Below are 24,206 nucleotides of genomic sequence, written 5' to 3'. Positions count from 1 at the left end.
ACGATAGAAACCTGCTCAAGATGATCAATTCTGTCAATAATTGCCACGCATCTCGCCCGGCAAGACAGCCAGTGCATTGGCCAAATGCTGACCAGCGAGGCATCTCCGGACGATTACAACGAAGATGTCACTCCAGTCGCATGTTGATCTGCTTAGCCAGTTTGAGTACCGTAACCTCTCACCCGCCGCTGGTTATACCATCCGAAGTTCCGCTTCGAGCGCAGTGGAGGCAGCCCACCTTTCAATCGGCTGCACAAGATTATCCCTGCAATTGAGAACCGCGTCGCCTTCAGCAGCTGGAACCAATCATCCAATCCTGATCTCCACCGTGCGCTGGCTGGCCAAGATGCCGCTGCCAAGCGTGACACAGTTTTTCTCAACCTGCCCCACCGAGGCCGTTGTAATTGCCTGCCCATCTGAGGGGTGGATATGGATTTTAAGAGTGCAGTCAAATTTCTCCGGCAGATTGAGTGTCACGCGCCATTGACGGTTGGCAAGAGATTCCGTCTTCCAGCCGACGGTACCGAAACGCGTTGGACAGCGTTCGACTGCGATCCGTTCTCCTTCCCTGAACCAGTGTTTCGGAGCGGCCTTCTGCAAATGGCAGACGTCCGCATCACTCTCTTCATAACAAAGCAGCCACCGGAGTCCGAGCGCAGGTTGCAGCACCGAGTTCACTACAGCAGACCACCCGTATTTGTTGCCCTCACCCGCATAGCCTCTGGGAATCAGGGCGTCCTCAGGAGAGTAGCGATTGCCAGAGTCGGCTGTATAACAGACAAGACCATAAAGGGTGAGCAGGAAGGAACGGTAGTCGTCCTGACGGATTTTGACGGCAAGTGTTCCGTGCTCCATGAAGTTGGACGTTCGCTGCTCCCCTCCATCAATGTGCAGGCCCACCAGCTCCATCCCCGCGATGGATCGATGCTTCAGATGCCCAAGGTCCAGCGCCTGGTCGCCCCAGTCAGCGAGGAACCAGTCCTGCATGAAGCGGTGGTTCTCGTAGCTCAAGAGATGCTTCGGATCGCGATTGGTATCTTCAGGAGTAAACGGGGTGATTTCCGCGGTCTTCATCGCCGGGCTCATCGCGGCCAGTGTCGTCGCGAGCGACCGCTGAATGTTTGTTCTCATCTCTGCCGCAATTGCCGTAAAGCGCGTAGCTTCGGTAGCGAGCGTGGGATCGACAACAGCCGCAGCCGTAAGCGCGAGTGCATGGTCGTGCATGCCTCGCCACACACCGGCGGCGTTCTGATAGTAGAACGGATGCGAATTGGGATAATCATTTAACGGGTCGCCGAGGTCCGCCTCCGGAGATCCCCAGATCAGGCCGTAGTGCGGATCGTTGGGAGCATATCTCTGTTTGGAATACTCATACCGGTGAAGAACATAGTCGGTCATTCTTCGTAATATAGGCAGTCGCTCTAAAAACACCTTGAGATCACGTCTGTAGAAATATCCTCGTGCCGAGTTCGCGAGAAATAATCCGACGTTGAGCGGCGCTTCCACCTGGTCCTGCACGTTGTAGAGAAAGTTGCCATCGGGCAGCACATACTTGTCGAGGTAAAACTGGAAGTATTCGTCGCTCGATGCGGTCAGATTCCATAGCTGCTGCGCCCAGATGAACTCGTACTGCGCAACGGGAAACAGAGCATGGCTTCGCTCTGGAATCTTCGTGTAGGCACCCTCTCCAATCTGGTAGGTTGGCTCAAGCCCCCTGTAGCTGCATCGCGACAACATGATTCCAGCCCTTGCGCTATCGCGCAGCCACTCGTCAGGGATCGTCACCGGCATCGACTCCTCGAAGAAAGTGTTCCAACGATTCCAGATGCCTGCTAGCGCACTAAAAAAGGAGTGCGCGCTTCCATTTGCGTATCGATCTATAAAAGCACGGTTCTGCGCATCGCGATAAATGTGCATCTCGGGCGTGATCTGATCTTCGGGGATCATGATCCTGACACGCGCGATAGGTCTTGCGTCAACGCCTTCAGGAAGCAGTACCATCGCCTCGTAGCCGCATTGGTGCTGCTCATTCCACACTCCTATATCTGCTGCCGGGCAGAAGCCGCCAACCAGTGTTCGCTTGCTGAAGCCCTTCTCGTACTTCCAAAGGTAGACATTGTCGTTAGGAAAGAAATCCTTTGGATCGAAGATGGAGCTCAATTCATCCGGAGCCCATGATGCCTGCGGAGGATCGTTGTTCAATTCGCGAGAGGTGCCATCCGGTTCGAGGAAGAGCGAACGCATAGGACCGCTCTGTTCGTTAGCAACAAGCGTCCAGCCAATGAACTCCGGGCCCAGAGCCGCAACATTTTCGTAGCAGGGGTCATCGTTGGAGTTCAGGATGTACTCGCCCGGTACGTCAGCGCCTGGGACATAACGGGCCCGACGCCTCAACTGCACATCAGCAGGCGCCGTGATCTGCCGGGGTCGTATCTTCGCCAGATCTCCGATGCCCGTGGGGATCATCCCAATTGTTCCCTCCTCGGCGGTGACGAAGGCGATTGCTCCGCGATGAGTGACATGCTTTTCAAAGACAGCGGTGGTTGTGCCATTCATGTCGACTACGGCAAGGAGTCGCCACCCATCTACGGTCTCACCGACGGAGAGTGTGTGACTGCTTGCCCCAGTCCGCAGTTGCACACCCATCGAATTAGCTTTTTTAAGTGACGGCGCGGTTGCAAGCGCGGCTCGTTCACCCGGCAAAAATTCGTAATACTCATTGACGATATTTTCCGGCGCGTAAGCGCCCTTCCGCCCGGACAGATGCGCTGCCTCCGCATGGAGAAGAGTTGGATCCAGCGTGGACGTGAGGCCTGCGGCCGCGAGCAACTTCAAAAAAGATCGTCGTTCAATCATGGACATGCTCTCTCCAGATGTCTTATTAGGGTGTCGTACGTTGAACCTGTCTCAGGTGCATGAGCGGCATCCATCAGTAGCTGATCTCGTCCTGTAATCGATAACGATCGGCATCTTGCTGCCTTCGCCCATTCTCCTTGCGAGATGTCGTCAGCCTCGGTCAGAGCTTCAATCTTGGTCGTATCGCCTGATCGACGCCGCGCCATAATCTCCTGATAGAGCGCACCTTGACCGTTCGGATCCTATGCCGGTGCAAGCTCCGCCTGTTGTATCGTAAGTGGCCGGGTGATCCGGATCGGGCTCGGTTGCCCCGCTTTGCCGCCGCGATGCCGGGCACCAGAGTTGAGTCCTTAGCATTTTCGGTGCTTTGAGATGATTGTTCTCCCAGGAGATATTGCACCAGCGCGTCGTCGGGAACAGCTTCGCCTGCAACCGCCCCCCTGATGATGCTGATAATGAAGATAGCCGCACCCGCTGGATAGAGGGTGCGGCCATCGTTTAGAAGTTGAGACGGCCACCCAGCAGCATATTTCTTGCAGGATTGGTGCCCGTGCTCTGGGCGAAGTTTCCGTCCTGGAGGTTAGTGTCGACACCTTGATAGTTCACGCGGTTGAAGAGGTTGAACGTATCGAGGCGAATCTCAAGATTGATTCGCTCCGTGATCGGTGTCACTTTTTTCAACGTGAAGTCTACGTCAGCATAGCCGGGATTCCGGAATTGGTTAGGCATCTCATTGCCCTCCGTGCCGATTGCAGGAAGAGTGAAGTTGCCGCAAGGGACGACTCCGGCCGGACATGCGGCGAGCACTCCGCGACCAGTGTGATAGTCCTTCCTATTATGGCTCTGCTTATATGAGGTGATGCTGGGATAGTCGTTGTTATTGCCATCGGCGTTGAAGTCGCCGCTTCCAGGAGCGAAGGCTAGATTGCCTGCGGTAGCCGGAAGCGCGGGATTGATGAGCTGTGCAGCAAACGCCGCCCCCGTGAAGACTGTGAATGGCGTCCCTGACTGTAAGACGGAGAGACCGGACACCGTCCAGCCGCCCAATACCCGCCTCTCCAGGCCGTTGCCCAACTGTGAGCCTGGAAGTTCATAAGAGATGCCAACTGAGAGTCGGTCGCGCACATCATACGGCGAGTTTGCATAGAACTGGTTTGTAGGGTAGCCAACTGGATAGTTCTGCCAGTCGTCCAGCGAGTGACCATGCGTATAGGATGTGGTGAGAAAACCACGCCGAGCAAAACGTCCTCGCGCTGAGACGATAAGGCCGTTGTAGTTTCCTACGGCAGAGTTGAAGGCATAGTTAATATTTCCGAAGCTCGTATTGAGACGGGTTTGCGTGCCGCTGCAGGTATTCTTGGTGCTGCTCTCGGTGCATTTTATGTGTTGAATGAGATCGCCGGCATAGGCATTCACATCATTTCCGTATGAAGTGTTTCCCGTGTTGCCGCCCGCAGCAATCAAATTTCCCGAGTGTGATCCAACATAGCCGAGACTCACAACGAAATCTGGTGAGATCTGCCTATCGATCGCAAGCGAATAGTTAATCGTGAAGGGGCTCTTGAGATTTCCGTCTACGCCGCCGACGCCTATTTGCGAACCGGCAATTCCGCCCTTCGAATCGAGCGGCTGCCCTTGGAACGCCGGATACTGGTAGCCGAATGGATAGCTATTCTGCGTGCCGTAACCAAAGACAGGTGCAGCAGTGGATCCATTGTTGAAGAACGTAGGTCTCACGAATCCCGGCGGATTTGCACTCAGTCCATTCTCGGAGTTGCCCAGCGTGAAGTAATCATGAAACAAGCCAATACCGCCGTGAACGAGCCACTTGCCGCTCTCTCCAGGAGCATAGGCGAAGCCTCCGCGCGGGCTGAACACGTAGTTCATATCCTTTGCAAATACATGACTCTGCGCCGTCATCACACCATTGGCGACCCGCTGCTGAAAGGTTGAGCCTGATCCCAGTTGGAAGTTCGACAGCCCTGTTCCCGCCAGCGAGGGATAGGCATTGCCAAAGTTATCGTAGCGAATACCGTAGTTGACGGTAAGGCTGTGAGATACCTTCCAGGTATCTTCGGCGAATGCGCCCGCAGTCGTCTGCGAATAACCATAGTTGTTGGCCTTGGGCTTGCCAGTGACTGGATCGTAGGAGAGGTTACCCTCGGAGTATGGATTGTTGTTGATGAGATCGATGAGGCTGTTGAACTGGAAAGAAGGCTGAGCATACGCCGCGGCAAACAAGGCCACATCGTCTCCATGCCAGCCCTCATATCCGAATTTGAACGAGTGCGAGCCATGGATGTGAGTCAGCACATCGCGCCAGTGGTAGCTATGTTGAATGTAATCACCTAACGCAAATCCAGAGCCGAAGCCCACCCCCAATCCAGTCACATTCACAACGGGGACGGTAAAGTTACCGCCCGATGGCGCAAAACCTTCGATGCGGTTGTATCCAACAAATGCCTCATTCAGCGTGTTGGGCGAGAAAGTATGCGTCTCGTTACCCTGGATGGAGAAGGTGTAATAGTTGTTAGTTGTCGCGAAGGCAGGACGAATTGCCGGACCACCGGTGCTGATCGTATCGCGGTAAAACAGGCCATAAACACGGTCTTTATCGAAATATTTATCGAGACGGACGTTGTATTGTTTTGAGTTGTTGTAACTACTCGAATTGAAGTTGCCTTGATCGAAGACCGGAGTGCTGCAAGGAATGTTATCGGTCGAAGGCGTTCCGCATCCCGTATTGGCTGCGAGATCTTGCTTGCCGAATGCCTGTTCTGCCGTCTGCTGCACATTACTGAAAATCACATTGGTCGGCTTGTACTTATTGATGAGTTGCACTTCAGGACTGTTCGGCTGTACTTCATTGGCAAAAGAAACAAATGCAGGATCTTCATAGGTTTGTTTAGAAGCCCCATTGGAGGTGAGCGATAGATACGGCTCATAGCCGGCAAAGAAGAAGAATTTGTGATGCGGGATAACAGGGCCGCCAACGCCAAATGAAAGATTATTCGTATGATAGGGCGCTACACGCGTACCCGCGGGCACTCCATATTCTCCGCGCGCAGCAAGACCTTGGTAGGTATAGTACTCGCTCGCGAATCCATGGTAAGCATCCGTTCCGGAGCGTGTCGTAATAACAGTCTGAATAGAACTAGCTCGTCCAAAATCAACCGTATAGGTGTTGGTCTGCACATTCGCCTCTGCAACCGAATCTGCGTTTGGCGTCAGGTTCACGACGCCGGGACGGATGCTGCTGGTCACATCCAGACCGTCGACCACATAGAGATTACCGTTCGCGCCTCGACCGTTGGCGCTGGCATCAACTGAGTTTTCCGGGTTGAAGTTAGTGGAAGTCCCGGCGCCGAGTCCGGTCACGCCTGGGGCGAGAGTAACTAGCGCCAGCGGGTTGCGAGCTGCCAACGGCAGATTATCGAGAGCTGCTTTATCAATCGTAAGTTGGTTACGGCTGTCCGCAGTATCGAGCAATGGTTGCTGCGTGGTGACCTGCACGGTTGAACTGATCTGCCCCACCGACAATACGATAGGAACGTTGCGCGTCTCATTTGTGCTTAGAGTCAGTGCCGTTTTTGAACCGGCAAATCCCGTAGCGGCGGCAGAAACCTGATAATTCCCTGGCGCGAGACTAGCGAAACGATACACGCCCGAAGCATCGGCGGTGGCCTTTTGGCTGACATTGGTATCCACGTTGGTCAGAGTCACAATCGCGGATGGCACTGCAGCCCCGGTTGGGTCCTGAACCGATCCTTGCAGGCTGCCGCTAAATTGCGCCCAGCATGTCGCGGATGTCAATAAAGCAACGCAGAATACGACGCTGGTAAATAGTCTTGCGAAATGCTTTATCCCTGCCGCTGATAACTTCCGCAGGTAGGAAAGTTTCATGGCTATTGGCGAAGAATCGTTCATAATGCCTCCAGAAAGTTTGAAAAAAATGGCCACTGATTCGCTGCGTGCACTGTCCATTGCTTTATCGCCGACGGTATAGCCCTGCGAAACAAAGAACTCGGGAGCCTGCGATGAAACCGCTTACATAACAAACGCATTCGTTGCTAAAAACTGTGATCCATAAAATTATTTGAACCAGCTAAATACAAAAGATCTTGTCGACACGTATGGAATCTGGCAATCCTCACTTCCTTTCGTAACATGAAAAGAAGCCCATCGAGGAGTCACAAAACAGTACGCCCTGAAGATTGGCATCCGCATGGGTTGGATTGGCTAGTTTCTTATGGGTCATATGACCTATATGAGGTCGATGCCTTGATGGTTGTAAGTAGCACAGCGTAAACTCAGCCCGCGCCTTCATGAAACTTTCTTCCTTCAACCTTGGTCATCCATGCATCTGCTTCCGCTCCAGCTTGACTTCGTTGGCTATGCTTTCACTCTTGTTTTCTGTCGGTTGTCATAACCGGAAGTCAGTAACCATCGCCGTAATTCCACGCACTTCTGGAAGTCTGCTGTGGGAACCCGAACATCGCGGCGCTCAGGATGCGTCTGAAGGCTTCGGCGCGCAAATCTACTGGAATGCGCCCACGCGCGAAGATGACATAGCAGGGCAGATTGCGCTCATCGAACATGTAGTTGCCGGAAACTATCAGGGTTTGGTGCTTACCCCCAACCAGTCGCTGGCCCTGATTACACCGGTTCGACGCGCTTTGGCGCGGGGACTCCCTATTGTGATTGTCAGCTCCTCTATCCCTGTTCCTGCGGGAGACAAGCTCTCTTACATCTTGAACGACGAGGAAGAAGGAGGCCGCATTGCAGCGCGACGAGTTGCGCAACTGCTGCATGGCCGGGGCACGATTGCCATCCTTGGCATCAATCCAGATATAGCAGGAATCATGGTGCGTGCTCAGAGCTTCGAGCATTTCCTGGCTCAAAACAATCCAGAGATACATATAGTCGAAACGCATACGGGATCTTTCAATGTGCCGCACGAGCAGGAGGTAGCGGAAGAGGCGCTCGATGCCCATCCAGATCTGGATGCGATCGTCACCCTGATGTGGCCGTCGGCGCGCGGAGCCATGTCGACTATCGACAACAATCCGGAAAAGTTCAAAGCGAAGGTCATCAGTTTTGATCCAGAGGACCTTTCGTTCACTTCGCCAAGTCTGGATTCTGTTGTCGTGCAGAATACTCGTAAGATGGGCAATCTTGCAGTAAAGCTCATCCACGCGAGACTCAGTGGAAAATCCGCGCCAGCCCTTATTACTCTGGAGCCGATCCTGGTTACGCGTGCCAACGCTAACAGTGAAGCAGTACGCCATATGACCACGATGGATTGGAACCCTGGCTGGAACTTGAGTCATACGCCATGAGTCGTCCTCTTCAAAATCGTCGATGGGTGGGATCCGCTGCGCTGGTCTGCGCGCTGTTGGCGCTCGCCGGCTTTGGTTTGCGCGCTTACCTGCGCAGCCCCAGTCGAGGACTTCCGTATCACGATTCATTCGCCCAAAGCAGAGCCGATGAATGGAAGGCATTTGGAGGCACATGGGAGATCGTGAAAGGCTCGATGCGCAACGACTCGGACGAGCGCGGAGCCAAATTGCTTACCGGCTCCCATTACTGGCGCAACTATCTGATTGAGGCCGACGTTATGCTTCTGAGCGGCGGCGGTGACGCCGGGCTCATTATCCGCTCCAGCGACGAGGAGCAGGGAGTGGATGCCTATACCGGCTACTATGCAGGTCTGCGCAGTCTCGACAATGCACTGGTCCTCGGCCGTGCCGGGCATGGATGGATGGAGGCGACCGTCAAACTCGCTCCCGGCCACGGCCAAGTGAAGGCATTGCAGTGGTATCACCTGAAGTTACTGGCTTATGGTTGCCAGATCGTGGCCTCTGCCGTTATCTCACCAGATACGCAACCCACATTCGCCAAGGTGACGGATACACATTGCATCCCCTCGGGCCGCGCTGGTCTGCGTTCCTACGTGTCGGGCGGCATCTGGCGCAACGTTGTCATTCGTGCCGCCTCGCAGAAAGATATTCTCGCCATAACAGGCCCCGCGAAGATAACCGGAAGCGCCTCCGAGCAGGGCTCTCCGGGCGAAGAATCTGGCATTCTTGGCTTCTCTGCACCTGCCCCGCGCGGCGATGCATATACTTTTCACTCGAGCTCAAACACTCAATCAATCAGTAGCCTTCGTCTCGCGTCCTTCGCCGGCCTCAATACGGCGACTATTCGCGGAAGCGTCATCCTTACCGCCCCTCTGTTATTTGTGCAGGACTCCACCGGCGGAGTCTCCGTTCCCGAGCCTATATCGCCATCGCTAAAAGTTGGAGATCAAGTAGAAGTTACGGGACAGATTCGTACAACCGACTTCACTTCAAGTCTTGAACATGCAACTGTCCACGCATTGTGGGAGGGGACGCCGATGCCTGCCGTTACGGTCTCCGCGTCACAGGCTGCCACCGGAGCGTTCAATGCAACTTTTATCGAGGTGGAGGGCCGGCTGCGCAAGAAGGCATACGGTCCCGGCAACACGCTGCTGTTCGACTTCGACGCCGGTTCACAATCGTTTCGCGCCATCCTGAATCGCGGGCGCGGAGACTATCTCTTTGCCAAGCTCAAGCCGAATAGTCTGCTTCGCCTGCGCGGTGTCTGTGTCGTCGATCCCGCCTTTACCCATAACCTCACGCCTTTCGTCCTCCTGCTGCGCTCGCCCGAAGATGTGGATGTACTGGCCGAGCCGCCGTGGTTCAGCGCGGGGCATCTGATCACTCTCGCGTTCGGCATTCTCGTACTTGCACTCTTTACAAATTACTTTTACACGCGGGTTGAGCATTGGCGGCTTCGCGCGGTTCTGGAGGAGCGTGAGCGCCTTGCCCATGAGATGCACGACACGCTGGCACAGAGTTTTGCCGGCATTGGCTTTCAGCTTGAGGCAATCAGGAGCGGCATCCCGGAAGAACTGCCCACGGCCCATCAGCAGCTCAATCTCGCTACCGATCTCGTTCGCCACAGCCACGAAGAAGCACGCCGCAGTATTGCTACGCTGCGTCCTGAATCGCTCGAATCAGGCGACCTCCTCTCCGCGCTTGAGGTTTGTGCGCGGCGCATGGTCGAAGGCGGTTCCGTACAGGTTCTGGCTTCCAGCAGCGGAGATATTCGCAACCTGCCTTTGCGCATTACAGACACGCTTTACCGGATCGGGCAGGAAGCCATCGCCAACGCGGTGCGTCACGCGCATCCGGTCACCATCAAAATCTCTCTTCACTACGAGAAAAATATTGTCACCATGCTGATCGCCGACGACGGCCTCGGGTTTGCTCAAAGCGGCAGTCTGTCGGGCTTCGGTGTACGCGGAATGCGCAAGCGCGCTGCCAGTATCTCTGCAAAATTTGAGATAGTGAGTGCACCGGAAGAAGGCACGCAGGTTCGTGTAGACGCGATGCTTCCTCCGCGCATCACATTTCTCTCGTGGCCACAGTTTCTATGGAAATATTTAAAGACTTACCAGGCCAATAGCAAATATGACAAACACGACAAATCCGCTCGCTAACCCCATCCGCATTCTCATCGTCGACGATCATCCGGTCGTTCGTGCAGGCCTTACCAGCATGTTAGGCACTCAGGCTGAGCTGCAAGTCATCGGCTCCGCATCCAGCGGCGAAGAGGCACTCGCGATGATCCAGCGCGATGATCCGGATGTTGTGCTCCTTGACCTTCGCATGCCTGGGCTCAATGGCATCGACATGCTCGTCGCCGCAAAAAAGAGTGGCTCACACGTACGTGCCATCATTCTCACCAGCTATGAGACCGACGAGGACATCTACCGCGCCGTGCAGGCCGGAGCCCAGGGATATCTGCTGAAGGACACACCATTTAAGGAGATGCTGGAAGCGATTCGCGCTGTGAACGCGGGCAAGCGCTACATCCCACGGCAGATCGCTCAGCGTCTCGCCGAACGCATGATGCGCACAGAACTAACCGCTCGCGAGCTAGAAATTCTAAAGATGCTTGCCAAAGGCCCCACCAACAAGCAGATCGGTCACGCTCTCGGCATCAGTGATTACACCGTGCGAAATCATGTCAACAGCATCATCGAAAAGCTCGAGGTTTCGGACCGCACCGAAGCCGCCACCACAGCCATCCAGCGAGGCATTATTACCGTTGACGATTAGTGGCACTGAAGTAAGTAGCTCATTTGACCTATAGACCTCGACGCCTGGAACAAGTGACACTAATTCTGTCACCAACGCGTCTGCGAAATCGCAATCGCGATCAATATAACGTTGAAGTCACCTTTCGACGTGCAGAGTTGGGCACGGGAGTTTCAGAAAATGAAAACGGTTTCTTCAGCATTCGCCAGCCGCCGGCGCTTTCTTAAACAAGCAGGAGCCGCAGCCCTGGCTTCTCTTCCGGTCACTGGCCGCGCTGCTCATGCGCTCTCGAAAGCCCCGTCTATTCCAATCGCTGCACCCTCTAACGCTGCAATCAGAAACCGTGCGCCACTCGCGCCGAATGCTTTTTATACCCTTCCGCTTGGCGCTGTTCGCCCAATGGGCTGGCTGCGAAGCCAGTTGCAGATTCAAGCCAGCGGCCTCGGCGGACACCTCGACGAAACGTGGGCCGATGTAGGCAGCAACAGCGCATGGCTAGGCGGCACAGGGGAAGCGTGGGAACGTGGTCCATACTTCGTCGACGGGCTCCTTCCGCTCGCGTATCTGCTCGATGACGCAAATCTCAAAGCGAAGGCGCAGAAGTACATCGAGTGGACACTGACGCACCAGGCCGCCAACGGCATGATCGGCCCTCCCAGTAATGACGATTGGTGGCCGCGCATGGTGATGCTGAAAGCACTGATGCAATATGAGGAGGCTACCGGCGATCCACGTGTCATTCCATTGCTCACGCGCTACTTTGCTTATCAATTGAAGACGCTGCCCACACGGCCTCTACGCGACTGGGGCAAGTTTCGCTGGCAGGACAACGCTCTCGTTGTCATCTGGCTCTACAACCGCACCGGCGATCCCAAGCTGCTCGATCTCGCCCGCCTCCTTCATCAGCAAGGCTTCAATTGGAAGGCAGATTTCGCCGACTTCAAATATACCGAGCGGATCACACCAGAGTTCATCAAACTCAATGAAGGCGGTGGCCTGAAAGACGTCGCCCTGGCGACTCACGGCGTCAACAATGGTCAGGCAATCAAAGCCTCTCCAGTCTGGTCGGTCATCTCCAATGACGAAACCGACCGACAGGCAGTACACCAGATGCTCGCCGAGCTCGACAAATATCATGGTCTCCCCAACGGCATGTTCTCCTGCGATGAACACTTCGCTGGGCTCAATCCATCGCAGGGCTCCGAGCTCTGCACCGTCGTTGAGACCATGTTTTCGCTTGAGCAGTCGCTGGTCATCCTTGGCGATGCATCGCTCGGCGACCGCTTGGAGCGCATTGCCTTCAACGCCCTGCCAGGGACGTTCACCGACGATATGTGGGCGCATCAGTACAACCAGGAACCCAACCAGGTCGAGTGCAGTCTGCACCACAAGCCATGGACGACCGACGGCCCCGAATCAAACCTCTACGGACTTGAGCCTAACTTCGGCTGCTGCACGGCGAACTTCCATCAAGGCTGGCCAAAGTTCGCTGCAAGCCTTTGGATGGCATCGCACGATGGCGGCCTCGTCGCGGCTGCATACTCGCCCTCCGAAGTCCGGACGATGGTAAACGGTATAGCAGTTCATATCGTCGAAGAGACTGAATATCCATTTCGTGGGACGGTGCGTATCACGATAAATCCATCGGCATCCGTGAAGTTTCCGTTGCGGCTCCGCATTCCCGCATGGGCCGACGGCGCGACGATCCACATCAACGGAGAGGCCCAGGCCACCCCTGCCGTTGCTGCCTTTGCGCGAATCGAACGTACCTGGAAATCTGGAGATGTCGTCGAGCTAAACTTCCCTCTGGCGCCCAGGTTGTTGTCCGGATACAAGGACTCCGCCTCACTCGAACGCGGCCCGCTGGTCTTTTCTTACCCAATTGGCGAAAGCTGGGTGAAATTGCGTGATCGCGGAATGACCGCAGACTGGCAGGTCTTCCCTTCTACCTCCTGGAACTATGCCCTCGCTGTCGACAAGGAAGATGCAGGCAGGCTTCCCGTGGAGGAGCAACCTGTCGGCGCATCACCCTTCAGCCTGAAGGGTACACCGGTGAAGTTGCAGGTGAAGGCGCACAGATTGCACGAATGGCTTGCGGTCGATGGGGTGGCTGAGCCTGTCCCGCAGAGTCCGGTCAACAGCAATCAGCCCGAAGAGCAGATAACACTTGTCCCGTATGCCGCGGCAAAGCTGCGAATCACTGCATTCCCCCAAGCCAAAAGAACGTGATCGATATGGGAAGCAGCAGTCACGCTCTTGCAAATGTCCTTTAACTAAATGACGGGAGCGACACAACCGGCAGATCCACGGGCAAAAAGCTCCGACCACGGAAACCGGGCCGCGTATCGGTGAGCGTGAGATTGGAGAGGGGACAGCTAGGGCAACATGTAGCTCGACTTAGGCTAAGATTGACAGACGCACCGTGCCCTTTCTTAAGCAATTTCGCGCCGCACCGAATCTGCTTACGCTGATGCGTTTGTTCATTATTCCATTTCTAATCATAGAGATACTGGACGCCCACTACCTGGGCGCGTTAGCCCTATTTATTCTAGCCGGCATCAGCGACGCGCTGGATGGCTTGCTGGCGCGCTGGTTGAGCCAGCGGACGACGCTCGGACAATATCTTGACCCTATCGCCGACAAATTGCTGCTAAGTACCTTGTTTGTAGTATTTACACACGTCAGCCTGATGCCACGCTATGTCACCGTCCTGGTGTTCAGCCGTGATCTGGGGATTCTGCTGATCGCCACACTACTGTTTGCGACCGGCTCGTTGCGGGATTTCCGTCCCAGCCTGTTCGGCAAGCTGAATACTTTCATGCAGATAATTGCTTTGTTATCAGTACTCTGTCAGAAAGTTTTTGCCTGGCATCACATCACGGCAATGCGCGACGGCTTGTTGGAGACCATCGCAGTGATGGCACCGCTCTCGGCAGCGCAGTATGCGTGGATTGTGATCCGTCGAATGAACGGCCAGCAGCCTACTGCGGTCTAGTCGTCTGCTGGAATCTCTTCAGCGGCGTCTGCCTCTTCGATGGCGATATCGGTAAATTCAGCAGAATCAAATACTTCGCCACAGCTCTGGCACTCGACGAACTCGGCATCGTCCTCGCGGGCGACAATCTTAACGATGGGATGTTTGCACTTTGGGGTCATGAATGAAAGGAGTGAATGGTATGGATTCTGCCCGTCTCGAAGCGGCTTGTCAAGGTAGTTTCGTGTGAATTTTCACGGCTTCAGCCGATAATTTGGATAGTTAAAGAAGGTTGCATGACAGTCTCTCCGGACGTACACTATCTAGGACTGGAATTGTCGGTATTCCGCCGATTCCTGTCTGAGAGCAGGGTTTTCGATGCTTCGTCTGACCAAAAAAGCGGATTATGGTCTGATGGCCCTGAAGTATCTGGCCGAGCAGGCCGACGGCAGCGCACACAGCGCCAAGGACATTGCCGAGGCTTATCACATTCCTCCGCAACTGCTGGCAAAGATATTACAGACTCTGGCTAAGGCCGAGTTGCTTGTCTCTCACGCCGGAACCAATGGAGGATATGCGCTTGTACGTGATGCGAAGGAGATTTCCGCCTTCGAGGTGATCAGGGCGATTGATGGGCCGCTGTTCATTACAAGCTGCATTACGATTCACGGATCGTGCGACCTTGCGGGACATTGCACCATCAAAGAACCACTACGCAAGGTAAACGACAGTATCAAGGAATTGTTGAGCGCGATATCCATCGCCGACCTGATTGAAGCTTCGGATGCGGAGCATCCCGGAACAGGCGCTTTGGTGGGTGGCGGATTGGTGAGTATCGCGGTTTAGAACACGATCAAGCTACACGAAACAGAAAGCAAGAACAGAGATCAGGAGCAACAGCATGAGCAACGATATGAGCAATAACGGGATGATCATTACAGAGTCCGCGACCCCGCTTCCGGCAGGCGTACATCTGCCCATCTACATGGACAACCATGCGACGACTCCGCTTGATCCTCGGGTTCTCGAGGCGATGATGCCTTACTTCGGACCGAAGTTCGGCAATGCGGCGAGCCGCAATCACTCGTTCGGCTGGGAAGCTGAGCAGGCTGTGGACAAGGCGCGCGAGCAGATTGCCAAGCTGATCGGTGCGACCGCTAAGGAGATCATCTTCACCAGCGGCGCGACTGAGTCGAACAATCTTGCGCTCAAAGGCATCGCCGAGATGTACCGCGAACGCGGCAACCACATCATCACCCAGGTGACTGAGCACAAGGCGATTCTTGATACCTGCAAGAAGCTTGAGAAGCAGGGCTTCCGTGTGACCTACCTGCCTGTGCAGGCCGATGGATTGATCGATATCGAAGACCTGAAGCGTGCGATGGACGATAAGACCATCCTGGTTTCGATCATGTATGCGAACAACGAGATTGGCGTGATTCAACCCATCGCCGAGATCGGCAAGCTCTGCCATGAAAAGGGTGTGATCTTCCACACGGATGCGGTGCAGGCTGTGGGCAAGGTGCCGGTCAACGTGATTGCCGATAACATCGATGTCCTGTCGCTCTCCGGGCACAAGATCTACGGGCCAAAGGGCGTAGGCGCGCTCTACGTTCGCCGCCGCAACCCACGCGTGCAGATCTCCGAGCAGATTAACGGCGGAGGCCATGAGCGCGGAATGCGTTCTGGCACGCTGAATGTTCCCGGCATTGTTGGCTTGGGCGCAGCCTGTGAGATTTGCAGCAATGAGATGGAAGCCGAGGCCAAGCGCGAGGCGGAGCTTCGCGACTATCTCAGGGCCAAGTTCGAGAAAGCACTCGATTACATCCACGTGAACGGCAATATGGAGCATCATCTGCCGGGCAATCTCAATATGAGCTTTGTACATGTGGAGGGCGAGAGCCTGCTGATGGGTATCAACGACGTCGCGGTTTCTTCAGGTTCGGCGTGCACCTCGGCGACGCTGGAGCCATCATATGTATTGAAGGCTTTGGGACTGGGCGACGATGTGGCGCACAGCTCGATCCGGTTTGGGCTTGGACGTTTCAATACCAAGGCGGAAGTGGATTACGTTTCGGACAAGGTGATCGACGTGGTTTCGAAACTGCGCGAGCTTTCTCCGCTGTACGAGATGGTGAAGGAAGGCATTGACCTTAGCAAGATTGAATGGGCGGCGCACTAAGACGCAGCGCTCATGAACAGAGATTCGAACAGAGATTGAAACAGGCAAGAAGGAGAATGACATGGCATACAGCGATAAGGTAATTGATCACTACAACAATCCGCGGAACGTTGGACAGATGGACAAGGGTTCGGACGAAGTTGGTACCGGCCTTGTCGGCGCGCCTGAGTGTGGTGACGTGATGCGTCTGCAGATTCGCGTGAACCCCGAGACCCAGGTTATCGAGGACGCGAAGTTCAAGACGTTCGGCTGCGGTTCGGCGATTGCCTCATCCTCGCTTGCTACAGAGTGGGTTAAGGGCAAGACGGTTGCGGAGGCGCTCACGATTACGAATACCGACATCGTGAAGGAACTTGCGCTTCCTCCGGTGAAGATCCACTGCTCGGTGCTCGCGGAAGACGCGATCCGTGCGGCGATTGGCGACTGGAAGAAGAAGAACAACGTTGCTGAGACAGCGACCGCGGCGGTTGCAGCCCACTAATCTAAACCGGTAGACGACCGCGGATCAGTGCGGATGAACACGGATTTCAAAGCCCAAGACGCTTTGTTCCTGTCCGTTTAATCCGTGTTAAATCCGTGGTCGTTCAGTTAAGGACGTGAATGATGGCGATGGTGAGTTTACAGACCGAGACCAGCAGGGAAGCACATGCGGCTCCGGCGGGCCAGTCAAAAGACCCGCTAGCCGGGATGACTGTGCTGACCGCAGAGGGCCAGGAGCCCGCGCAGAAGGGCATCCAGATTACTGAGAAGGCACTGAAACGGATTCGCATTGCGATGGCGAAGGAGAACGTATCACCGGAGCAGGGTGGTTTGCGTGTGGGGATTCAGGGTGGCGGTTGTTCGGGCTTAAGCTACAACATCCGATTCGATTCGCAGCCTCGCGAACGGGACCGCGTATATGCATTCGGTGCGGGCATAGAGACGGCTGGTGATCCGACAAATGGCGCGCCAATTCGGCTCTTTGTCGACCCGAAGAGCTTTATCTACCTGCATGGCATGGTGCTGGATTTTGAAGAGACACTGATGCGGCAGGGCTTCAACTTCATCAATCCGAACTCGACCAAGAGTTGCGGGTGTGGGTCAAGTTTTACCGCTTAGTTTCGAGCGGGAGAGGTAGCGCTCACGATGGCGTTGCCCGCTTTCAAGTGGTAGATCTGCGCCAGCGTTTCTTTGTAGACCTTCATCGGCGGCAGCAACGCCCTTGCACGTAGCTGATCGAGGCCCCCCGGGTCTTCCACTCCATACATCGCCATCTCCCCGTTTACAAATTTGAACTGTGTGCCGTAGCGCTGTAACTTCCCTTCCGATACCAGTTCCTTATCGATGACGAGAGCGAGCATGGAGGCGTCAATCCTGCGCGCGTCTGCGAGTTGTTCGAGCTGCGGCAGGAGCTTTGCCTGCCAGGCGTGGTCGGCGGTATGAGTGAGTATCAGCATGGCAGCGTTCGAGGCTTCGATGCCGACCAGCGAGATAGTCGGCCAGCCCTTCTGGTCCACAATCTGTTTGAGTTCAAGCGTAAGTTCGGCATCAGTGGATGGGAGCTTCGCCAGCATGTCGGGTGTCATACCGGATGCAGATCTACCACTGGAAAATCCGCGTACTGCCTGATCTTTGTCGCGCATGGCGAGCAATTGGCTACGCAGTGTTGTATCAGTGCCCTGCCCATTTTGCTGAATGAGCTGTTGCCGCCGTGCTTTGATGGCAGATTCCCAGTTCGCAGAGGACTGGGTTTCGGCGGTAGCAGCTCTCGCCGTGCTTTGTGCAGGCAGTGATGACGGAAGTGCTACAAAAATAGCGGCGGTAAAAACGAGAAAGGACTTTCGGGGCATTGCCGTATTCTAAATGTGTCCTCACGCGAGGGCTGGAGATACGTCTGTTTATGTCGAACTACTTTGAAGTTTTTGATTTGCCATCCAAGTTGCAGATTGATACAGCGTCGCTGGAGAAGCAGTTTTACACGCTTTCGCGCAAGTTGCACCCGGACCGGTTCGCCTCGAAGCCGACGGCGGAGCAGGAGGCCGCCCTGGCGCAGTCGTCGCTGCTGAACGACGGTTACCGGACATTGAAAGATCCGATTCTGCGGACACAATACCTGCTGAAGCTCGAGGGCGTCGAGCTGGAGGAGCAGTCGAAGGCTGCCACTGATGCGGCGAGGGCGACCGGCGAACAGAAAAAGCAGATCGTCCCGCCGGAGTTGCTCGAAGAGGTCTTCGAGCTGAACATGCAGCTTCAGGAGATGCGTGCCGCCAAACAGATGGGCGAGGATGAGCCGGAGCTGCGGCGCGACCTGATGACGGCCAAGGATGCATTCGATGCGAAGATGGTGGAAGCGCAGGCGCAGTTGGAGAGCCTGTGGGCACGATGGGATGCCGCCGTCGATTCGGGCGATGAGGCAGGAAAGGCTGCGGCCAGGGATGCGATGGTGACGCTGTTGAACAAGCGCAGCTATCTGCGCAATCTGGTGCGCGATGTCAACGAGGCTTTGGAACAGCCGGTCTAGACTGCTGCGAGTCGTTCTATCTGCTGAAGATGATTGATATCGTGACCAGCCATGGTTTCGACGATGGTCCAGAAGGTCATCGTGCCGCGTTCCGGATGTGTCGTTGGGCGGTGACGGTCCTCTTCTGTGACGGTGGTTAAGAGCCGGAGATTCCAGTTGCGAGCGGCTTTGAAGAGGCTGAGCGCGGTATCGAGGTCATAGGCCGCATAGCGCGTAGCCCATGCCTCCTGGTCGAAAGGGCGAATGAGGGCGTGCTTCTGGCTGAGGGTCTGGCGCAGGCGAAAGCTGAAGACGATCTCGCAGTCGGCGAGGTGAGCAGCAATCTCGCGGATGCTCCATTTTCCCGTTGCGGGGGCCTGGTCGATCTGCACGCCGGAGAGCGGTGCGGTGAGTGCATAGAGGCGGTCGGCCGTGGACGTGAGGACGGGAATGGGTTCCTGGCCAGCCAGGAATTTCTCGTAAGGGTTGAGTTCCATGGAGAAAACGGTATCACGGCACGGCGACGGATACTTAGTGAAAAATGCAGGAGCGGATGGCATCTAACTACATGCGCCGCAGTGGCGTTGCGGTTTGTAGGACAATAGAGATAAGGCATTGGAACTATAGAGGGTTTGTTGGTTATGGCTGATGAGCGGGTTGTAGGGATCGATCTTGGAACGACAAATTCGCTGGTGGCGTTTATGCAGGGAGAGACGCCGGTCGTGATTCCAGGCGAAGATGGCGAACGGCTGGTGCCGTCCGTCGTCGCGTGGACCGATGATGGGGTGGTGGTCGGAAATGCTGCTCGTGGAACTTTGCTGGCGGATTCGGCAAGCGCAGTGTATTCGGCCAAGCGGCTGATGGGGCGCGATCTCACCGACGTGCAGGATGAGTTGAAGCTGTTTCCCTTCAAACTGGCGGAAGGGTTGCAGCCAGGCGAAGTGTTACGGCTGAGCGTGGGCGGTCTGATGCTGACGCCACCGGAGATATCCGCTTATGTGCTGATGCAATTGAAGAAGAACGCAGAGCGGTTCTTTGGCGGCCCGGTGACGAAGGCCGTGATTACGGTTCCCGCCTACTTCAATGACGCTCAGCGGCAGGCCACGAAGGATGCCGGACGGATTGCCGGACTCGAGGTCCTGCGGCTGGTGAACGAGCCTACGGCGGCGGCACTGGCCTATGGGTTGAACAAGAATAAAGACGGCTTGATCGCCGTGTACGACTTTGGCGGCGGCACGTTCGACATCTCCATCCTGAAGCTGCATGAGGGAATCTTTGAGGTGATCGCCACCGGCGGCGACACCCACCTTGGCGGCGACGATATCGACAATCTGCTGATTGCAATTGCGCTCGATGATATTGCCGGCGATCTGGGCGAAGATGTGCGCGGCAATGGCGAGGCCGTGCAGGAGATTCGCAAAGCCGTGATTGAAGCGAAGATTCAGCTTTCGGTGGTAGAGACGGCGATGCTCAATGTGCTGCTGCCCGCGGTCGATGGTAATGAGCCAAAGAGATACCTGCGCCAGATTACGCGTGCCCAGTTTGAGGAATTAGCCGGGGCCGTCATCGGTCGAACGGCTGGCCCTTGCAGGCAGGCTTTGAAAGATGCGGGGTTGTCGATCGACCAAATTGACGAAGTCGTACTGGTCGGCGGGTCTACCCGAATTCCTGCGGTGCGACGCTTGGTCGACGAGTTGTTTGGCCTGAGTGCGCGCGGGAAGAAGCCGCATACTGAGCTGAATCCTGATGAAGTCGTAGCACTGGGTGCTGCAGTGCAGGCGCAGATCCTGGCTGGCGGATCGGCCAAGACGGAGGATCTGCTGCTGCTCGATGTGACTCCACTTTCGCTGGGAATTGAAGCGCTGGGCGGTGTGGTGGCGAAGATCATTCAGCGAAACTCGACGATTCCGGCAAGCGCGACGGAGCACTTTACAACCGGCGTCGATGGGCAGACGAATGTGGCGATCCATGTCGTGCAGGGAGAGCGCGAGTTGGCGAAGGATTGCCGGTCGCTGGCCCGCTTCGACCTGAAAGGTATTCCGCCGATGGTGGCGGGGCTGCCGCGCATCGAGGTGAAATTTCTGATCGATGCGAATGGAATTTTGCATGTCAGCGCACGCGAGCAACGAAGCGGCAAAGAGGCCGAGGTTGAGGTGAAGCCGACGTATGGCCTGACAGACGAGCAGGTAGAGTCGATGATTCTGGCGTCTTTCGATTTCGCCGAGGAGGACATCATGGAACGACAGGTGATCGAAGCGAAGAATGAGGCGGAGACAATTCTGGCTGCGGTAGAAAAGGGCAAAAACCATGAAGCCTGGCAGAAGTTGACCTCCGATGAGATTGAGAAGATTGAAGAAGCCATCAATGAGGTGAAGGCCTCGGTGAGGGGTGGAGATTACAAGATTATTCGGCAGGCAATTGAGCGGCTGGATAAGGCGACGCGGCGGTTTGCGGAAGTGATGATGGACTCCGCCGTCTCTGGCGCGATGAAGGGCAAGACGATGAGCGCGGCAGGGGAAAGCATGGGCGAGGGGCCAACCGCTCCGCATCCGTTTGCCAAGGCGCAGATGCTCGATTCGAAGGCCGAAGTTGATGCAGAGACTGCTGAGATTGAAGATTCAATAAACAATGAGGCTACGGCCGGAGAGTCGACGGAAGATTAAGTATGTCTGAGAACAAGAAGAGTAATGAAGTCGTGGATTTGTCGAAGCCTGCAGGCGAAGGGATGGTCCGGGTTACATTTGAGCCCGAAGGACGGACGGTGGAATTTCCATTTGACTCGCTGCCGTATGAGGGACACGGTCAGCCGATGTCGTTTCTGGATGTTGCCGAGAACTACGACATCTTTCTGGACCACGCCTGCGGCGGAGTCTGCGCCTGTACGACCTGTCACTTGTGGGTGAAGGAAGGGATGCAGGGCGTGAGTGAGGCGGAAGATCTCGAGCTCGACCGCATGGAGACGGCGGCGGATATTCAGTTGAACTCGCGGCTGGGATGCCAGGCTGTCATTGAAAAGCCTGGAACGTATGTAGTGGAAATCCCCAAGTGGAACCGCAATTACGTGCAGGAAGGCAAACCCCGGCACGGACCGGGCAGCGAGTAGTTCAGGCCACGACGATCCCGTACTTGATTTCAAGGAATTGCTGCAGTTCTGTGGGGAGAGCTGCGGCTAGTTCCTGCCATGTAAGCAGCTTCAAGCGCCACGCAAAGCTGGGGTAGTGGACTGCCGACAGAACCGAGTACCAGACTTCGATGAGGTCCTGTCGGCGAGCGTCCGAGAGGACGCAGAAAGACATATCGCTCGCAAAAGCCGCGAGCACGTTGCGGATGAGTTGGTATCCCTGCACGATGCCGTCGGCTGTCCAAGGCAGGCGCGTAACGTCGAAGACGGTTTCGAAATCGCGATAACGTTCGATGAGACGTGGCCGAGCATTCTGAAAGCTGGTCTCGGTCAGTTTGGCCTCGACGAAGAGATTGCCCAAATGAAGATCGATCTCAGAACGGTCGAGGTGGCCGTTGCGGAGCGGAACTCCGGGGGTGATGCCGAAGCAGGGTTGTGTGGCCGGATCGACGTTGAGGAGATTGGCTACGCGGAGATTGAGTATGCCTTCGCTGAAGACTCCGGGATGGCAGAAGATGTTCATCAGCAAGGCGTCGGAGCTGTTGGCGGAGTCAAGCTCCATCCATTGCCAATCTTTGCGAGCGCGGGAGCGGCGGGACGCAGTGTGAACCTTGTTAAGGCGACGAGCCCATGCCGGGTTGACGCAGATCTGGGTATACGAGTCAGGGTGAAAGTTGCCGTGCCGTCCCTGCTCATCACGCCCGAAGATAACCACAGAGTTTGCGCCGGGAGAAACATCGTGCAGCAGCTTCTGAGTGCGAGCCAGATTGTAGCTGCGTACGCTGAGTTCGCGGCGAAGCATGGAAGACGTGAGATGCCCGCCGGTTTTCACAGCGCCAAAAGAACGACCGCGACGACAGCTACTCCCAAAAGAAGGCTGCGACGATCTGTAATCGCATAGACGACGGGATCTTCATCGAGTTCGCCTCTTGAGGCCCGCAGCCACAGAAGGCTTATCCAAAGCAATAGAACCGGCACAAGCAGCCAAAGCCGATTGGTGTGATGGTAGAGCTCGGCGGCGTTCAGGTTCGAGATGTAGAGCGTAAGAACAGCCACGGAGACATATCCGCTGGCCGAACCGAAGCTGCGAAGCTGCTCAATATCAGAGACATGGTAACCACGCCCCCCTGCGGTTGAGCCACCGCGCTCGCGCAGATTTTCGAGCTCTGCAAAGCGTTTGACAAACGCCAGCGACAGAAAGAAGAAGATGCTGAAGCTCGCTAGCCAGGTGGAGACGGCCACTCCCGTCGCCGCTGACCCGGCGAGAATGCGAATCGTGTAAAGCCCGGAAAGGACGATGACATCGACCATCACAGCGCGCTTAAAGCGTAGCGAATAGGCCAGTGTGGTGACAGCATAGATGGCCAGCCACCCTAGAAAATAATAGGGACGGGCGAGTGTCAGCGAAGGCGAGATGGCGCTGATAACGTGCGGCACAAGGATTGCGAGACAGACAGAAGCTACCAGGAAAAGAAAGACCACGGCGACGCCGCTGATTGCGGATAGATCCCCCGACGCGAAGGGCCGGCGACGTTTGCGTGGATGTTGACGATCCACCTCTAAATCCAGTAGGTCGTTGATGATATATGTCGCCGACGCGCAGAGGCCGAAGCTCAGGAAAGCAACGAATGCTGCGGTCAATAGAGCAGGATTCCACGCGTGGGCAAGAAGAAGTGGCAGAAAAATCAGGGTGTTCTTCGCCCACTGGTGGATACGAATGGCCTTTGGCCATGCGCGGAGTGGGGAGACACGTTCTGTGAAGGTACGGACAGGAACGATACCGGAGCGGCGGAGCGCTGCACTCAGGCCAGCCGTCGGGTTGGCGACCATCGGCTCCTTGCAATTCTGGAGCAGCGTGAGGTCCGGAAGCGCATTGCCGATATAGGAGAAATGGTCGCCGAAGGTTTGCCTGAAGGCGGCCAGCTTATTTGGTCCTGCGAGATTGAGAGTTCCATCGGAGGCCAGGACGTCCGTGAAGAGATTGAGGTGGGCGGCGATGCGGTCTGCAAGAACAGAGTCGGCCGCGGTGGTGAGGTAGATTGGGCGGCCAGTAGTGTGCTGCTGCTCGAGATACTGCAGAAGTTCGCGATTGTAAGGGAGATGAGCGACATCAAGCTGAACTTCAGCGGTGATATGGCGCTTGAGCGCCGCTTTGCCCCTTGCCAGCCAGCGCGGAAGCTGGAGAAGCGCAGCGGGATGATGACGCGCGAGGACCAGCGCAGAATCGTAAAGCGTGTCGGATTTGACCAGGGTTCCGTCGAGATCAACGCAGAGCGCTGGGAGCGAGGCGGGACCGGAAGCGGGGAGGGACAAGGAGGATCCTTCGTTGGATACGGCGTTTGGTAGTGTCACTCTCCTTTATACGGGTGCTGACGACTGAAATTCATTAACGAACGGGATTTTGTTTGTTTACAGGACATCGGGACGCTCATTGAGCGGCTTTTTGAGCGACAAAACCTGCCAGATAA

Annotated in this window: 19 protein-coding genes; 12 read left to right on the top strand and 7 right to left on the bottom strand. The window is 55.8% G+C overall.

Going from position 1 to position 24,206, the window contains the following annotated elements; genetic code table 11:
• Positions 1 to 306: 306 nt before the first annotated feature.
• Positions 307 to 2,856 (bottom strand): hypothetical protein, encoded by a 2,550-nt coding sequence (locus P4G45_RS01205; RefSeq protein WP_348267875.1) that lies wholly within the window; start codon positions 2,854 to 2,856, stop codon positions 307 to 309.
• A gap of 498 nt (positions 2,857 to 3,354) precedes the next feature.
• Positions 3,355 to 6,594 carry a carboxypeptidase regulatory-like domain-containing protein gene (locus P4G45_RS01200; RefSeq protein ID WP_373695289.1) on the bottom strand — a complete coding sequence of 1,080 codons (3,240 nt, stop codon included), beginning with the start codon at positions 6,592 to 6,594 and terminating at the stop codon, positions 3,355 to 3,357.
• A 587-nt stretch (positions 6,595 to 7,181) separates the two neighbouring features.
• Here P4G45_RS01200 and P4G45_RS01195 point away from each other — a divergent pair.
• The 5 genes from P4G45_RS01195 (at position 7,182) to P4G45_RS01175 (ending at position 13,977) form a co-directional block, all read left to right on the top strand.
• Complete coding sequence (locus tag P4G45_RS01195; RefSeq protein ID WP_348267874.1) at positions 7,182 to 8,195, top strand: substrate-binding domain-containing protein; 1,014 nt, start codon at positions 7,182 to 7,184, stop codon at positions 8,193 to 8,195.
• Positions 8,192 to 10,381, top strand: a complete 2,190-nt coding sequence (locus P4G45_RS01190) for a sensor histidine kinase (RefSeq protein WP_348267873.1) — start codon at positions 8,192 to 8,194, stop codon at positions 10,379 to 10,381. The genes P4G45_RS01195 and P4G45_RS01190 overlap by 4 nt, the downstream gene beginning before the upstream one ends.
• Positions 10,353 to 11,003, top strand: coding sequence for a response regulator transcription factor (locus P4G45_RS01185; protein ID WP_348267872.1), 651 nt, complete (start codon positions 10,353 to 10,355; stop codon positions 11,001 to 11,003). Before P4G45_RS01190 ends, P4G45_RS01185 begins: the two co-directional genes overlap by 29 nt.
• 159 nt (positions 11,004 to 11,162) lie before the next feature.
• Positions 11,163 to 13,211: a beta-L-arabinofuranosidase domain-containing protein gene (locus P4G45_RS01180; RefSeq protein WP_348267871.1), complete on the top strand. Its 2,049-nt coding sequence runs from the start codon at positions 11,163 to 11,165 to the stop codon at positions 13,209 to 13,211.
• Positions 13,212 to 13,404: 193 nt separating this feature from the next.
• A complete protein-coding gene (locus P4G45_RS01175; RefSeq protein ID WP_348267870.1) occupies positions 13,405 to 13,977 on the top strand; it encodes a CDP-alcohol phosphatidyltransferase family protein in 573 nt (190 codons plus the stop codon).
• On the opposite strand, the gene P4G45_RS01170 is transcribed toward P4G45_RS01175, so the two are convergent.
• On the bottom strand, positions 13,974 to 14,138 hold the full coding sequence (locus P4G45_RS01170) for a hypothetical protein (RefSeq protein ID WP_348267869.1): 165 nt from the start codon (positions 14,136 to 14,138) through the stop codon (positions 13,974 to 13,976). The genes P4G45_RS01175 and P4G45_RS01170 overlap by 4 nt on opposite strands.
• A gap of 196 nt (positions 14,139 to 14,334) precedes the next feature.
• Here P4G45_RS01170 and P4G45_RS01165 point away from each other — a divergent pair, with 196 nt between their 5' ends.
• From P4G45_RS01165 to P4G45_RS01150, 4 genes are all read left to right on the top strand, one after another.
• Positions 14,335 to 14,802 carry an Rrf2 family transcriptional regulator gene (locus tag P4G45_RS01165; protein WP_348267868.1) on the top strand — a complete coding sequence of 156 codons (468 nt, stop codon included), beginning with the start codon at positions 14,335 to 14,337 and terminating at the stop codon, positions 14,800 to 14,802.
• 82 nt (positions 14,803 to 14,884) lie between these two features.
• Positions 14,885 to 16,138: an IscS subfamily cysteine desulfurase gene (locus P4G45_RS01160; RefSeq protein ID WP_348269199.1), complete on the top strand. Its 1,254-nt coding sequence runs from the start codon at positions 14,885 to 14,887 to the stop codon at positions 16,136 to 16,138.
• A gap of 61 nt (positions 16,139 to 16,199) precedes the next feature.
• The gene (gene iscU, locus P4G45_RS01155) at positions 16,200 to 16,619 is read left to right on the top strand and encodes a Fe-S cluster assembly scaffold IscU (RefSeq protein WP_348267867.1); all 420 of its coding nucleotides are present in this window, start codon (positions 16,200 to 16,202) and stop codon (positions 16,617 to 16,619) included.
• A 122-nt stretch (positions 16,620 to 16,741) separates the two neighbouring features.
• The gene (locus P4G45_RS01150; protein ID WP_348269198.1) at positions 16,742 to 17,236 is read left to right on the top strand and encodes an iron-sulfur cluster assembly accessory protein; all 495 of its coding nucleotides are present in this window, start codon (positions 16,742 to 16,744) and stop codon (positions 17,234 to 17,236) included.
• On the opposite strand, the gene P4G45_RS01145 is transcribed toward P4G45_RS01150, so the two are convergent.
• Entirely contained in the window at positions 17,233 to 17,967 is a 735-nt protein-coding gene (locus P4G45_RS01145) for a DUF6624 domain-containing protein (protein WP_348267866.1), read from the bottom strand. The genes P4G45_RS01150 and P4G45_RS01145 overlap by 4 nt on opposite strands.
• A 50-nt stretch (positions 17,968 to 18,017) precedes the next feature.
• Here P4G45_RS01145 and hscB point away from each other — a divergent pair, with 50 nt between their 5' ends.
• Entirely contained in the window at positions 18,018 to 18,638 is a 621-nt protein-coding gene (gene hscB, locus P4G45_RS01140) for a Fe-S protein assembly co-chaperone HscB (protein WP_348267865.1), read from the top strand.
• Here hscB and P4G45_RS01135 read toward each other — a convergent pair.
• A complete protein-coding gene (locus P4G45_RS01135; RefSeq protein ID WP_348267864.1) occupies positions 18,635 to 19,114 on the bottom strand; it encodes a DinB family protein in 480 nt (159 codons plus the stop codon). The genes hscB and P4G45_RS01135 overlap by 4 nt on opposite strands.
• A gap of 144 nt (positions 19,115 to 19,258) precedes the next feature.
• Between P4G45_RS01135 and hscA the strand changes: the two genes are divergently transcribed.
• Together hscA and P4G45_RS01125 are read left to right on the top strand one after the other, a co-directional pair.
• Positions 19,259 to 21,280: a Fe-S protein assembly chaperone HscA gene (hscA, locus tag P4G45_RS01130; RefSeq protein WP_348267863.1), complete on the top strand. Its 2,022-nt coding sequence runs from the start codon at positions 19,259 to 19,261 to the stop codon at positions 21,278 to 21,280.
• 2 nt (positions 21,281 to 21,282) lie between these two features.
• Positions 21,283 to 21,720, top strand: coding sequence for a 2Fe-2S iron-sulfur cluster-binding protein (locus tag P4G45_RS01125; RefSeq protein WP_348267862.1), 438 nt, complete (start codon positions 21,283 to 21,285; stop codon positions 21,718 to 21,720).
• A 1-nt stretch (position 21,721) separates the two neighbouring features.
• Here P4G45_RS01125 and P4G45_RS01120 read toward each other — a convergent pair whose 3' ends face one another.
• Complete coding sequence (locus P4G45_RS01120; protein ID WP_348267861.1) at positions 21,722 to 22,570, bottom strand: hypothetical protein; 849 nt, start codon at positions 22,568 to 22,570, stop codon at positions 21,722 to 21,724.
• Positions 22,567 to 24,051, bottom strand: a complete 1,485-nt coding sequence (locus P4G45_RS01115) for a UbiA family prenyltransferase (protein WP_348267860.1) — start codon at positions 24,049 to 24,051, stop codon at positions 22,567 to 22,569. The genes P4G45_RS01120 and P4G45_RS01115 overlap by 4 nt, the downstream gene beginning before the upstream one ends.
• Positions 24,052 to 24,206 lie beyond the last annotated feature (155 nt).

Origin of the sequence: Edaphobacter paludis, from assembly GCF_039993895.1 — a bacterium.
GTDB classification, from domain to species: domain Bacteria; phylum Acidobacteriota; class Terriglobia; order Terriglobales; family Acidobacteriaceae; genus Edaphobacter; species Edaphobacter paludis.
This window is presented reverse-complemented; position numbering and strand designations above follow the sequence as displayed.

Coding starts and splice junctions, on each gene's coding strand:
- P4G45_RS01125 (WP_348267862.1), top strand. CDS start 21,283: ATGTCTGAGAACAAGAAGAGTAATGAAGTCGTGGATTTGTCGAAGCCT.
- P4G45_RS01170 (WP_348267869.1), bottom strand. CDS start 14,138: ATGACCCCAAAGTGCAAACATCCCATCGTTAAGATTGTCGCCCGCGAG.
- P4G45_RS01180 (WP_348267871.1), top strand. CDS start 11,163: ATGAAAACGGTTTCTTCAGCATTCGCCAGCCGCCGGCGCTTTCTTAAA.
- P4G45_RS01205 (WP_348267875.1), bottom strand. CDS start 2,856: ATGATTGAACGACGATCTTTTTTGAAGTTGCTCGCGGCCGCAGGCCTC.
- P4G45_RS01145 (WP_348267866.1), bottom strand. CDS start 17,967: ATGCCCCGAAAGTCCTTTCTCGTTTTTACCGCCGCTATTTTTGTAGCA.
- P4G45_RS01165 (WP_348267868.1), top strand. CDS start 14,335: ATGCTTCGTCTGACCAAAAAAGCGGATTATGGTCTGATGGCCCTGAAG.
- P4G45_RS01195 (WP_348267874.1), top strand. CDS start 7,182: ATGAAACTTTCTTCCTTCAACCTTGGTCATCCATGCATCTGCTTCCGC.
- P4G45_RS01150 (WP_348269198.1), top strand. CDS start 16,742: ATGGCGATGGTGAGTTTACAGACCGAGACCAGCAGGGAAGCACATGCG.
- P4G45_RS01185 (WP_348267872.1), top strand. CDS start 10,353: ATGACAAACACGACAAATCCGCTCGCTAACCCCATCCGCATTCTCATC.
- hscB (WP_348267865.1), top strand. CDS start 18,018: ATGTCGAACTACTTTGAAGTTTTTGATTTGCCATCCAAGTTGCAGATT.
- iscU (WP_348267867.1), top strand. CDS start 16,200: ATGGCATACAGCGATAAGGTAATTGATCACTACAACAATCCGCGGAAC.
- P4G45_RS01190 (WP_348267873.1), top strand. CDS start 8,192: ATGAGTCGTCCTCTTCAAAATCGTCGATGGGTGGGATCCGCTGCGCTG.
- P4G45_RS01160 (WP_348269199.1), top strand. CDS start 14,885: ATGATCATTACAGAGTCCGCGACCCCGCTTCCGGCAGGCGTACATCTG.
- P4G45_RS01135 (WP_348267864.1), bottom strand. CDS start 19,114: ATGGAACTCAACCCTTACGAGAAATTCCTGGCTGGCCAGGAACCCATT.
- hscA (WP_348267863.1), top strand. CDS start 19,259: ATGGCTGATGAGCGGGTTGTAGGGATCGATCTTGGAACGACAAATTCG.